The sequence below is a fragment of the Aliidiomarina shirensis genome, from assembly GCF_003987345.1.
In the GTDB taxonomy this organism is placed as follows: Bacteria; Pseudomonadota; Gammaproteobacteria; order Enterobacterales; family Alteromonadaceae; genus Aliidiomarina; species Aliidiomarina shirensis.
The window spans coordinates 398,179-411,550 of record NZ_PIPP01000001.1 but is presented as its reverse complement, the minus strand read 5'-3'; the positions used below and the strand labels follow the sequence as shown (position 1 = coordinate 411,550).

Annotated in this window: 9 protein-coding genes; 6 read left to right on the top strand and 3 right to left on the bottom strand. The window is 45.6% G+C overall.

Translation table 11 applies throughout. From position 1 onward, the window contains the following. Positions 1-7 precede the first annotated feature (7 nt). The 3 genes from nrdA to ubiG form a co-directional block, all read right to left on the bottom strand. Positions 8-2,344, bottom strand: coding sequence for a class 1a ribonucleoside-diphosphate reductase subunit alpha (nrdA, locus tag CWE13_RS01870; RefSeq protein ID WP_126805637.1), 2,337 nt, complete (start codon positions 2,342-2,344; stop codon positions 8-10). Positions 2,345-2,684: 340 nt separating this feature from the next. Beyond that, positions 2,685-3,377 carry an HAD family hydrolase gene (locus CWE13_RS01865; RefSeq protein ID WP_126805636.1) on the bottom strand — a complete coding sequence of 231 codons (693 nt, stop codon included), beginning with the start codon at positions 3,375-3,377 and terminating at the stop codon, positions 2,685-2,687. Between the two features lie 36 nt (positions 3,378-3,413). Continuing rightward, positions 3,414-4,127 carry a bifunctional 2-polyprenyl-6-hydroxyphenol methylase/3-demethylubiquinol 3-O-methyltransferase UbiG gene (gene ubiG / locus CWE13_RS01860; RefSeq protein WP_198677872.1) on the bottom strand — a complete coding sequence of 238 codons (714 nt, stop codon included), beginning with the start codon at positions 4,125-4,127 and terminating at the stop codon, positions 3,414-3,416. A 262-nt stretch (positions 4,128-4,389) separates the two neighbouring features. Here ubiG and gyrA point away from each other — a divergent pair, with 262 nt between their 5' ends. The 6 genes from gyrA to rpsA all read left to right on the top strand — a co-directional run bounded on the left by gyrA (position 4,390) and on the right by rpsA (position 13,324). Further along, entirely contained in the window at positions 4,390-7,059 is a 2,670-nt protein-coding gene (gene gyrA / locus CWE13_RS01855) for a DNA topoisomerase (ATP-hydrolyzing) subunit A (protein WP_126805634.1), read from the top strand. Beyond that, the gene (serC, locus tag CWE13_RS01850; protein WP_126806143.1) at positions 7,049-8,128 is read left to right on the top strand and encodes a 3-phosphoserine/phosphohydroxythreonine transaminase; all 1,080 of its coding nucleotides are present in this window, start codon (positions 7,049-7,051) and stop codon (positions 8,126-8,128) included. The genes gyrA and serC overlap by 11 nt, the downstream gene beginning before the upstream one ends. A 75-nt stretch (positions 8,129-8,203) precedes the next feature. Beyond that, entirely contained in the window at positions 8,204-9,322 is a 1,119-nt protein-coding gene (gene hisC / locus CWE13_RS01845; protein WP_126805633.1) for a histidinol-phosphate transaminase, read from the top strand. 16 nt (positions 9,323-9,338) lie between these two features. Continuing rightward, complete coding sequence (aroA, locus tag CWE13_RS01840) at positions 9,339-10,682, top strand: 3-phosphoshikimate 1-carboxyvinyltransferase (RefSeq protein ID WP_126805632.1); 1,344 nt, start codon at positions 9,339-9,341, stop codon at positions 10,680-10,682. A 97-nt stretch (positions 10,683-10,779) separates the two neighbouring features. After that, positions 10,780-11,505: a (d)CMP kinase gene (gene cmk, locus CWE13_RS01835; RefSeq protein WP_126805631.1), complete on the top strand. Its 726-nt coding sequence runs from the start codon at positions 10,780-10,782 to the stop codon at positions 11,503-11,505. A 142-nt stretch (positions 11,506-11,647) separates the two neighbouring features. Continuing rightward, positions 11,648-13,324: a 30S ribosomal protein S1 gene (gene rpsA / locus CWE13_RS01830; protein WP_126806141.1), complete on the top strand. Its 1,677-nt coding sequence runs from the start codon at positions 11,648-11,650 to the stop codon at positions 13,322-13,324. Positions 13,325-13,372: the final 48 nt, after the last annotated feature.

Below are 13,372 nucleotides of genomic sequence, written 5' to 3'. Positions count from 1 at the left end.
GCTTACCTCAAATTTTGCAGGCGCCGCCAGCACAATCATCATCTTCCTCGATTATGGCAGTTACGGCTTGGTTTGCTTTTTCTTCAAGCTTTTTACGCATTTCAGCAGGCATATCTGTTTGGCTATCAGAAGCACCATCGCGAGTGTTGTGATAGTACATAGTTTTTACGCCGAGCTTATACGCATACAACAAATCTTGGAGTAGCTGTTTCATCGGAACACGGCCACCTTCAAATTTACCTGGATCGTAGTTAGTATTCGCTGAAATGGTTTGGTCAACAAACTTCTGCATGATACCTACGAGCTCTAAGTACCCTTTATTACTTGGAATCTGCCACAACAGTTCATACTGGTCTTTCAAATTCTCATAATCAGGAACTACTTGCTTCATTACGCCATCTTTCGATGATTTAACGCTTACATGGCCCCGTGGTGGTTCAATACCGTTGGTAGCGTTTGAAATCTGTGAAGACGTTTCTGATGGCATTAACGCTGAAAGTGTTGAGTTTCGTAAACCGTGCTTCTTCACCGATTCGCGTAACGCTTCCCAATCATAATGCAGTGGTTCGTTACACACTGCATCAAGATCTTTCTTATAGGTATCGATAGGTAGGATACCTTCAGAATAGGTGGTTTCGTTAAACTTCGGACACGCACCTTTTTCCTTCGCAAGCTCATTTGATGCTTTCATTAAATAATACTGAATTGCTTCAAATGTACGGTGTGTTAGCCCATTTGCACTACCATCGGAATAGCGCACACCGTTTTTAGCAAGGTAGTAGGCATAGTTGATAACACCAATCCCAAGGGTGCGGCGGGCCATTGATGCATTTTCAGCTGCGGGTACCGGATAATCTTGGTAATCCAGCAGGTTATCAAGAGCCCGCACGGCCAAATCGGCTAGCTCTTCGAAGTCATCGAGCGATTTAATAGCGCCAAGGTTAAATGCCGATAAGGTACAAAGGGCAATTTCACCGTTCTCATCATTAATATGCTCTAGTGGCTTTGTAGGCAGCGCTATTTCTAAGCACAGGTTACTCTGCCGAACCGGGGCTAACTTCGGATTAAACGGGCTATGATTATTCGTGTGATCAACGTTTTGTAAGTAGATACGGCCGGTGCTAGCGCGCTCTTGCATGAACAAGCTAAATAGCTCAATGGCTTTGATCCGCTTTTTCCGGATGTTTTCATCGGCTTCATACTGCACGTATAAACGTTCAAATTCATCTTGATCGGCAAAGAATGCATCGTATAAGCCGGGCACATCAGAAGGGCTGAACAAGGTGATGTATTGGTCTTTCACCAAGCGTTGATACATGGTTTTATTAAACTGCACACCATAATCAAGATGGCGAACGCGGTTTTCTTCAACACCACGGTTATTCTTCAATACTAATAGCGATTCAACTTCCAAGTGCCAAAGTGGGTAAAAGAGGGTGGCTGCACCACCACGAACACCACCTTGCGAACAGCTTTTTACGGCTGTTTGGAAATACTTAAAGAATGGGATACAGCCAGTATGAAAGGCTTCACCATTGCGAATAGCACTACCGAGTGCACGGATGCGGCCGGCATTAATGCCGATACCCGCGCGTTGTGATACGTATTTCACAATAGCGCTTGCGGTCGCATTGATAGAATCTAAGCTATCACCACACTCAATGAGTACGCACGAGCTGAACTGACGCGTAGGTGTGCGCACGCCGGACATAATAGGCGTGGGTAGTGAGATTTTGAATTGCGAAGTGGCATCATAAAAACGGCGAATATAATCAAGGCGCTTTTCCTGTGGGTACTTCGCGAAAAGGCATGCGGCCACTAGGATATATAGGAACTGAGCACTTTCGTACACTACACCGGTAATACGGTTTTGAACTAAATACTTGCCTTCAAGCTGCTTTACCGCGGCGTAAGAAAAATCTAAATCACGGCCATGCTCGAGGAATGTGTCCATTTCTTCAAGTTCAGCTTGGGTATAATCTTCTAAAATGTGCTTATCGTAACGATTCATGCTTACCATCTTGCTCACATGATCGAACAAGTGGGGCGGTTCAAACTGGCCATATGCTTTTTTGCGAAGATGGAAAATGGCTAAACGCGCAGCAAGGTACTGGTAATCAGGCGCTTCTTCACTTATTAAATCGGCAGCGGCGCGAATAATCGTTTCGTGGATATCGGCAGTTTTAATACCATCGTAAAACTGGATACGTGAACGCAATTCAACTTCAGAAACAGAAACGTTCTTTAGGCCTTCAGCTGCCCAACTAATAACGCGGTGTATCTTTTCTAAATCCAGGACTTCGCGGACGCCGTTGCGTTTTGTTACGTGAATAGGTTGGCTCATGGTTCCCTCACTGATGTTTTTTCATAGCACTATATATTGTGTTGAATGAATGCGGTTGGAGTATTTTTACACAATATATAGTGTTGGGTTGCTGAGAGCTATGCTAGTCATCTAGGAGGATTTGATCAAGCACGAATTGATAACTTTTGTGGGTGAAAGCTGCATTTTTTTGCTTGACTCAATGCTGGTGGGCGTTACCGCGTAATAACTTTTTTTGATTAGATTTTTTGTTAACAGCTCTGAAAAGAATATATAACAAAAATTATAATCCGCTATCGGCACTGCAAATGCCATTTTTGTGCTGTAAATAAGCAATATTAAGGAAGCAACGAGCGAAACGCTAGTTGCTCGCTAAAAGCCTTAAGAGCTCACCAGGTCTCGTTATGCTGTAATCCGCTAACCAGGTGGCAACTTCATCTTCCGGGGCTATATAGCCGTAATCTGCGAGTACGGTTTGCATACCTGCGTTGCGGCCAGCAACAATATCGCGCTCTGCATCACCCACATAGATACACTGATTCGGGTTTATAGCGCGTGCGTGTTGCTTACTTAGTAATTTGCAGGCGTGCAACAGCGGGGCCGGGTCAGGCTTTGCCACTGCGAGTGTATCGCCGCACACGACAACGTTAATGGCGGCTAATGCCGGTATCTGCTGCAACACCAACTCAGTATAAAGCGTTGGTTTGTTGGTAACGATCGCTACCGGTATTTTGAACCTTTGTAATTGCGCTAGCATTGCCTCAACTTCGGCAAATAGCACCGTATCAACACATACGCGCTGTTCATAGTAATCTAAGAACTGTTGGCGGAGTGGCAAGCGATTGCTGTCGTTAAAATCATTACCGAAACCAAGTTTAAGTAGGCCATACGAACCATGTGAAGCGTATGGACGGATTTCTTGGTTTGTTTTCAACGGACGATTATGGGCGCTAAGTACGCGATTCAAGGCATGACCCAGATCTGGAGCGGTATCGAGGAGCGTGCCATCCAGATCAAACAATACTGCATCGGGTTGAATCGTTTGCTTTACCACTTTACATACTCCGCATTTTATTTAGCTAATGGCTTTTTATTTCGCTAAGGGCTTTTCACAGGCAACCAGATAGTTCACATCAAGATTACGATCGCTAATAAAGAATTGGTTCAATAGTGGGTTGTAATGAATACCTGTGGCGGCAAGCTCTCGCAGGCCTGCAGCATTTGCCATGTCCATTAGTTCAGCAGGGCGGATAAACTTTTTCGCATCATGCGTACCTTGCGGTACCCAACGTAAAAGATATTCAGCGGCATAAACACCGAGCAACTTGGCTTTAAGGGTACGATTTAACGTTGAGAAAATAATGCGGCCACCGGGCTTCACCATGTGCGCGCACGCAGCAATCACCGTCAACGGCTCTGGAACATGCTCGAGCATTTCCAAACAGGTAACAATATCAAACTGTTCTTTATGACTGGCGGCGAACTCTTCTGCGGTGGTTTGTTGATAATCGATTTCTAATTCGTTATCCAAAGCATGTAAACGGGCAACGCTTAACGCATCTGGGCTCATGTCAATGCCGGTAACCTGAGCACCTGCCTTGGCTAAACCCTCGGTTAACAAACCACCACCACAACCAACATCTAAAACCTTGCGGCCGGCAATACCCAATCCGTGTTGATCAATAAATTGAAGCCGGAGTGGGTTGATTAAATGCAACGGTTTGAAATCGCCTTCCGGATCCCACCACCGCGAGGCCATGGCATTGAATTTTTCTATTTCTGCGGGATCAACGTTTTGCTGCATGTAAATAATCCTTATGCTAAAACTGAATGCTTCGAATTTACCGAAAGATTAAAAGAAGGCCTTGCGCCACTCATACGGCTTCGTGCATATTGCTGTTTGGAAGTGTACCGAAATGAAGTTGCGCAAACCAGATATAAGTTCACTTTTCTGTGTGCTTTTGAGTCGTCATGAGCAGAGTGCTGTGGTATGCTATTTCGGTTATTCAGTAAGGCGATTTACTCGAAAACTATAACGATATGAAGAGTACTGTTAGGGAAAAAATATGAGCGATCTTGCCAAAGAAGTAATGCCGATTAATATCGAAGACGAACTAAAGAATTCGTACTTAGATTACGCGATGAGCGTTATCATTGGGCGTGCTTTGCCGGATGTAAGAGACGGTTTGAAACCAGTGCACCGCCGCGTACTGTTCGCGATGAACGTGCTTGGAAACGATTTTAATAAGCCGTATAAAAAATCTGCCCGTGTGGTAGGTGATGTTATCGGTAAATATCACCCACATGGTGATTCTGCGGTTTACGATACGATAGTTCGAATGGCCCAGCCATTTTCATTACGCTACATGCTAGCGGATGGCCAAGGTAACTTCGGTTCTGTTGATGGCGATTCGGCTGCAGCAATGCGTTATACCGAAGTACGGATGTCGAAAATAGCGCATCAGCTTTTAGCCGATTTAGACAAAGAAACCGTCGATTTCGTGCCGAACTATGATGGCACCGAGTTTATCCCCGAAGTATTACCAACCCGCATTCCAAACCTTTTAGCCAACGGCTCATCAGGTATTGCTGTAGGTATGGCAACCAATATCCCTCCGCACAACCTTACAGAAGTCATTAATGGTTGTTTAGCGATGGTGGATAACCCAGATATTCAGCTTGAAGAGCTGATGGAACATATCCCTGGTCCCGATTTCCCAACCGCAGGTATTGTATCTGGTCGCCAAGGCATTATTGATGCGTATCGAACTGGCCGCGGTAAAATTTACATTCGCGCGCGTGCCGATGTTATTACGGATGAAAACACTGGCCGCGATACGATTATTGTGCACGAACTTCCATATCAGGTTAATAAAGCCAAACTAATTGAAAAAATCGCTGATCTGGTAAAAGAAAAACGTATTGAAGGTATTAGCGCACTACGCGATGAATCTGATAAAGATGGCATGCGCATGGTGGTTGAGCTGAAGCGTGGTGAATCAGGTGAGGTGATGTTGAATCACCTATATCAGAATACGCAGATGCAAGTAGCTTTTGGCTTCAACATGGTTGCCCTTGATAAAGGCCAACCGAAGCTCTTTACCTTACGTGAAATGCTTGAGTGTTTCATTACGCACCGTCGCGAAGTAGTTACTCGCCGTACCGTTTACGAATTAAGAAAAGCGCGTGAACGCGCGCACATTCTCGAAGGGTTAGCGGTTGCGTTGGCGAACATCAATGAAATCATTGAGATGATCAAGCGTTCACCATCACCAGCCGAAGCAAAAGCACAGCTGATTGCACAAGGTTGGAACCTTGGTGATGTATCCGTAATGCTTGAACGTGCCGGTGTTGATGCGGCGCGCCCAGATTGGGTTGAGCCTGGCTTTGGCGTGATTGATGGTATTTATCATCTAACGGAAAACCAAGCACAAGCCATTCTAGATTTACGGTTACACAAACTAACTGGCCTTGAGCACGAAAAAATTCTTGATGAATATAAAGGCCTTTTAGATGTTATTGCAGAATTGATGCACATTCTTGCCAGTTCAGAGCGCCTAATGGAAGTTATTCGCGAAGAGCTGGTGCAAGCACAAGCTGAATTCGGTGATGAACGCCGCACAGAAATAACCACTGCGAGCCACGATATCAATCTTGAAGATTTGATCGAACAAGAAGATGTGGTGGTTACGTTATCGCATCAAGGTTACGTGAAATATCAATCGTTAACCGAATATGAAGCGCAAAAACGTGGTGGTAAAGGCAAAGCAGCTACGAAAATGAAAGATGAAGATTTCATCGAGCGTTTATTGGTTGCTAACACTCACGATATGATTCTGTGCTTCTCAAGCCGTGGCCGTGTGTACTGGATGAAAACTTATAATCTTCCATACGCCAGCCGCGCGGCACGTGGTAAGCCGATTGTGAATTTACTGCCGCTGCAAGACGACGAACGTATTAATGCGATTTTGCCGATAGCGAACTTTGAAGAAGATAAGTTTGTGATCATGGCTACGCGCAAGGGTACTGTGAAGAAAACCCCATTGGCTGATTACTCACGCCCTCGTACTAGCGGTATTATTGCTTTAAACCTTACTGAAGGTGATGAATTAATTGGTGTTGATATTACCGATGGCAATAGTGAGATCATGTTGTTCTCAGATGCCGGTAAGGTAGTACGCTTTACTGAAGATCAAGTTCGCTCTATGGGCCGCACAGCTACGGGTGTTCGCGGTATGCGGATTGAACCGGAACAGAAAATTGTTTCCTTGTTGATTCCACGTACCGATGAAGGCGCTGTACTTACCGTTACTGAAAATGGCTACGGTAAACGCACGCCGCTATCTGAATATCCAGCGAAGAGCCGGGCAACGAAAGGTGTTGTATCCATTAAGGTTTCTGAGCGTAATGGCGCGGTAGTAGGGGCTATGGAAGTTGTTTCCGGTGAGCACCTGATGTTGATCAGTAACCGCGGTACGTTAGTACGCACCCGCGTTGACGAAGTATCACAAGTTGGGCGCAACACCCAAGGCGTTACTTTGATTCGCACGGCTGCTGATGAGTTTGTTGTGGGTATGGCACGTGTTGCGGAACTTGAGGAAGAAGAAGAGCTGGATGCAATTGCAGACGAAGCTTCGGAAACCGTTGATGCAACAGATACTGATGAAAATTTGGCTGATGATGTAGGGAGTGATGGCGCTGAGCCAAGCTCTGGAGATTCAGGTGATGATCTATAACTTTTCAGCGGGGCCGGCAATGTTGCCGGCCTCAGTTTTAAAGAAGGCGCAAAACGAGCTGTTGGATTGGCAAGGCCTTGGTGTTTCGGTTATGGAAATCAGCCACCGAGATCCGATATATATTCAAATGACCGAAGCAGCAGAGCAAGATCTTCGCGATTTGATGGCCATTCCTGATAATTACAGTGTGTTGTTTATGCACGGTGGTGGCAGAGCCCATTTTTCTGCGGTTCCGCAAAATATCGCCAGCGCAGATGCTACCGTTGATTATTTAAATTCGGGCGTATGGTCAGATATTGCTATTGCCGAAGCGCGCAAATACGTAACGCATGTAAATGAAGTGGCTAAAGTTGCAGAAACCCCCTTGGGTAAAGCGATTCCGCCGATTAGCGAATGGGCGCTATCTAAGAATGCGGCGTACCTACATTATTGCCCGAATGAAACCGTTGATGGCATTGCTTTATATGAAGTGCCTGAGGTTGGTGTGCCAATAGTTGCGGATATGTCGTCGATGATTTTAGCCGAGCCTATCGATGTTTCAAAGTTCGGCATTATTTATGCAGGTGCGCAAAAGAACATTGGGCCTTCTGGTCTTTCTGTGGTGATTATTCGTAATGATTTGCTGGCAACACAGCAAGAACGCGTGTGCACAGTTATGAATTATAAAGTTCAGGCAGAACAACACTCGATGTATAACACGCCAAACACGTTCGCTTGGTATTTAGCCGCAGAAGTATTTAAATGGCTCAAGGCACAAGGTGGGTTAGAAGCGATGGCTGAATTAAACAGGGCAAAATCGTCGTTGTTATATGAGTGCGTTGATAACTCCAGTTTTTATCGAAATACGATAGCGCCACAGAACCGCTCACGAATGAATATCCCGTTTCAATTGGCGGATAGCAACCTTGATACGTTATTTCTAGAACAAGCGCGAGCGGAAGGTTTAGTAGCACTTAAAGGCCATCGTTTTGTTGGTGGCATGCGTGCAAGTATGTATAACGCTATGCCTGTCGATGCGGCAAAGGCATTGGTCGATTTTATGACTCGATTTGAAAAAGCGCACAAGTAATGTTGTGTGCTTTTTTGTTAAGTTGTACTGGTTGGCCGAAAAATAACAACTAGATAAGATGAAAAGAGGATTCTGATGCAAGAATTTGACGCAGCAAGCTTAGCCTTACCGGGTATTCGTGAATTACAGCCGTATCAAGCCGGCAAGCCTATTGAAGAAGTAGAGCGAGAGCTCGGTATTAGTAATATCGTAAAGCTTGCTTCAAATGAAAATCCATTAGGCGTAAGTCACTTAGTGAAAGAGGCGTTAACCGATAAAATTAATAGCCTAGCGCGGTATCCAGATGCCAATGGTTTTTACTTAAAACAAGCCCTTGCACAAAAATTTGCTATAGATACAAACCAAATCACGCTTGGTAATGGTTCAAATGATGTACTCGAACTGCTCGCCAGAACCTACGTAACAGATCATCATGAAGTGATTTTTTCTCAACATGCGTTTGTGGTGTATCCCTTGGTAACAAAGGCGATAGGGGCTACTCCAGTTGCTGTTACTGCAAAAGAATACGGGCACGACCTCGATGCTATGTTGGCCGCGATCACTGATAAAACACGCATGATATTTGTGGCGAATCCAAATAACCCAACGGGCACGTTTTTATCCACAGAAGCGCTAGAAAGTTTCATCGCAAATGTTCCGAAGAATATTTTGGTAGTGCTTGATGAAGCGTATTACGAGTATGTGCCAAGTGATGTGCGGGCGCCATCGTTCTCGTGGGTTAATACCTATCCAAACTTAGTAGTAACCCGCACATTCTCGAAAGCGTATGGCTTAGCTGGCTTGCGTGCAGGGTATGCGGTATCAAATGCGAAAGTAGCCGATTTAATGAATCGAATTCGCCAGCCTTTTAATATGAATGAATTGGCACTAACGGCTGCAATGGCGGCGTTGCAAGATGAAGCGTTTTTGCAAAACTCGGTTCAGGTGAATGCCGAAGGTATGGCGCAAATCACGGCGTTTTGTGATGCTCGGGGGCTAAGCTACATTCCTTCACACGGAAACTTCATTACTATTCGATTTGGCGCGAATTCCGCTGAAATCAATCAGAAATTGCTCGAGAAGGGTGTCATCGTGCGTCCGGTAGCGGGTTACGAGTTACCGGAACACTTGCGCGTGAGCATCGGGTTGCCAGAAGAAATGGATGCGTTCTACCGTGCTTACGATGAAATCGTGGCTGAAGCGCAACACGGTTAAGGCGCGTTTACGGCACATGACATCAACAACCAATAAACTTACCTTAGCTTATCGTCCTCAAGTACGAGGAGCGGTACATGTACCCGGTTCTAAAAGCATTGCGAATCGGGCGTTACTGTTAGCGGCTCTAGCGTCGGGTACAACCCAGCTCGATAACATGCTGGTGAGTGACGATACCGCGCGTATGCGTGAAGCGTTAACTGCACTTGGCGTGGTTATCACGAGTACCCCCAATCTAGACGAAAACGCGGCGCAAGCCGATGCAGGCCCGCTGCATGTCACTGGCTTGGGGGGCTTACCCAATAGCACTAGTGCGTTGTCGTTGTTTCTCGGTAATGCGGGAACCGTTATGCGGCCGCTCGCCGCGATACTTAGTGCAAGTGTCGGTGAGTTCGAACTAACCGGTGAACCGCGAATGTATGAGCGGCCAATCGGGCCTCTTGTCGATGCGTTGCGCTCAATTGGCGCTGATATCGAGTATCAACAATCTACAGGTTACCCGCCGTTGTTAATTCGCGGGCGTAAACTGCCTGGTGGTTCATTAGCAATTGATGGCAGTATGTCGAGCCAGTATGTTAGCGCATTACTGATGCTACTACCGCTGCTCGAGGGTGATACTCACCTAACACTTACTGGCACAATTGTATCTAAACCGTACATTGAGCTTACGATCGCGATGATGACCTCGTTCGGTGCTCGTGTTGAACAATTGAATGAGCGCGAGTTTCTGATTCAAGGGAAGCAGCAATATCGATCGCCTGGCGTTTATTGGATTGAAGGTGATGCCTCATCAGCTTCCTATTTTCTTGCTGCCGGCGCTATTGGCAAGGGCCCAATAACGGTTCACGGTGTTGGGAGTGATAGTTTGCAAGGTGATAAGGCCTTCGCTGAGGTATTGCAGGCGATGGGTGCGGAAGTGACATGGGCACCGAGAAGCATAACCGTGCAAAGTGGAAATGAAGGATTGCGCGGAGGCATGTTCGATTTGAATCATATTCCTGATGCCGCCATGACGATAGCTACTGCGGCTTTATTTGCCGAGGGTAGTACTGAAATTCGAAACGTTGCGAATTGGCGTTTAAAGGAAACGGATCGGTTGCACGCTATGGCCACAGAATTGAAAAAATGTGGCGCTGATGTGGAAGAGGGCGATGATTGGATTCGGATAACACCACCTGTAGGCGGCGCGGCAGCGCTGCAACACGCGGATATCGCCACTTATGATGACCACCGAATGGCAATGTGTTTCGCACTCTTGCGTTTTGCTCCATGTGGCGTAACCATTCTCGATCCTGAATGTTGTCGAAAAACCTACCCTGATTTCTTTTCTGATTTCTCCGCGATCGTTTACAGCAATTAAGGTGCAATTTTCTCTATTCACTGTATAATTTGCGCGCTTAATAATTTATTGAAACTACGCCCATTATTTTGCTAGCGGGCGTACAAAAGGGGTTAGCATGTCGGATATCGAATCGTCCACCACCGAAGATGTGGCGCAAGAAACAGCGCCAGTCATCACGATTGACGGCCCTGGTGGCGCCGGTAAAGGTACGCTTTGCCGCTTATTAGCGGAAAAGTTAGGCTGGCATCTGCTTGATAGCGGTGCAATTTACCGAGTGTTGGCGATCGCGGCAATGCATCATGATTTTGGCCCTGAAGATGAAGAAAGCTTAGTTGCATTGGCAACGGATCTTGACGTGGAGTTCGTGCCTAACGATGAAACTGGCTTAACTCACGTCATTTTGGAAGGTGAAGATATCACCATGACGATTCGAACTGAATCGGTTGGTAATGTGGCGTCAAAAATTGCTGCTCTACCTTCAGTGCGTTCCGCTTTATTAAGGCGGCAGCAGGCGTTCCGCGATATGCCAGGATTGGTAGCGGATGGACGTGATATGGGTACGGTAGTGTTTCCCGATGCTGAAGCTAAGATATTCCTTACCGCCAGTGCTGAAGAAAGAGCTCGACGCCGCTTCCTGCAATTGCAGGAAAAGGGCTTTGATGCTAATATGAACGAATTAATCATTGAGATTAAAGATCGTGATGATCGAGATACGAATCGCTCTGTTGCGCCATTGACGCCAGCGGAGGATTCGTTAATTCTAGATTCGACTTCAATGTCGATCGAAGAAGTGCTTGAGCAGGTGTTGCAATACGCGCACACACGGTTAACAACTAAGTAGTTGTATCTCAATTCAAATTGAAGCGGTAGTGCTGAGGTGCTGCCATTCAAGGGTCGGAGCTAAGGATTGCTCTGATAATGTGAAACAACCCCGCCGAGATGGAATTCTGGTGGATGTCTAATAAATGAAGTTAACTAAACCTATGACTGAAAATTTTGCCCAACTATTTGAGGAAAGCCTCAAAGAAGTAGAAACCCGCCCTGGTTCGATTGTAAAAGGTACTGTTGTTGCCATTGCAAAAGGATTAGTTCTGGTTGACGCCGGCCTGAAATCTGAAAGTGCTATTCCAGCTGAACAGTTCATGAACGCAGAAGGCGAGCTTGAAATCGCAGTTGGCGATACTGTAGAAGTAGCCCTAGATGCTGTAGAAGATGGCTTCGGTGAAACTATTCTTTCTCGTGAAAAAGCGAAACGTTTTGAAGCTTGGTTGCAACTTGAATCAGCTCACGAAAATGAAGAAACTGTTATCGGTATTATCAGTGGCAAAGTAAAAGGCGGCTTCACAGTTGACCTTAACGGCGTACGTGCGTTCTTACCAGGTTCTTTGGTAGATGTTCGCCCAATCCGTGATACTGCTCACTTAGAAAACCGTGATTTAGAATTCAAAGTAATCAAGCTCGATCAGAAGCGCAACAACGTTGTTGTTTCTCGCCGTGCTGTTATTGAGAAAGAAAACAGTGCAGAGCGCGATGAGTTGCTTGAAAACCTACAAGAAGGCCAAGAAGTTAAAGGTATCGTTAAGAACCTTACTGATTACGGCGCATTCGTAGATTTAGGCGGCGTAGACGGTTTACTTCACATCACTGATATGGCTTGGAAACGTGTTAAGCACCCAAGCGAAATCGTGAATGTTGGCGATGAAATTAATTGTAAAGTTCTTAAGTTTGATCGTGATCGCACGCGTGTTTCTTTAGGCTTGAAACAGCTTGGCGAAGATCCTTGGAGCGATATTTCTGCACGTTACCCAGAGAACTCAACATTATCTGGCCGTGTAACTAACCTTACTGATTACGGCTGTTTCGTAGAGCTGCAAGAAGGTGTTGAAGGTTTGGTTCACGTTTCTGAAATGGATTGGACAAACAAAAACGTTCACCCATCTAAGATTGTTAACTTAGACGACGTTGTAGAAGTTATGGTTCTTGAAATCGACGAAGAACGTCGTCGTATTTCTCTAGGTATCAAACAATGTAAACCAAACCCTTGGGAAGAGTTCGCTAAAGGCTTCCAGAAAGGTGATAAAGTGAGTGGTAAGATTAAATCAATCACTGATTTTGGTATCTTCATTGGCCTAGACGGCAACATTGATGGCTTAGTTCACTTATCTGACATTTCTTGGAACGCAACTGGCGAAGAAGCCGTTCGTGACTTCAAGAAAGGCGATGAAGTTGAAGCTGTAGTTCTACAAGTTGACGCAGAACGCGAACGTATTTCACTTGGTATCAAGCAGATCTCTGAAGATCCAGTGAACAACTTCCTTGCAGCGAACAAGAAGGGTGCTATTGTTAAAGGTAGTATTACCGAAGTTGACGCTAAAGGCGCTACTGTGAAGTTAGCTGACGGTGTTGAAGGTTATGTTCGTGCATCAGACATCGCTCGTGAGCGTATCGAAGATGCTTCTACTGTTCTTTCTGTTGGTGATGAGATTGAAGCCCGTTATGTTGGTATCGATCGCAAAAACCGCGTAATCAGCCTTTCGATTAAAGCGAAAGACGAAGCTGAAGAGAAAGCGGCAATGGAAAATGTGAACAGTAGTGCTGAAGAAGCTGCGTTTAGTAGCGCAATGGCGGAAGCATTTAAAGCAGCTAAAACTGACGATTAATAATCGAAAGTAAGTTACATGTACTGTGATAATGGCTGTTTTGTTATC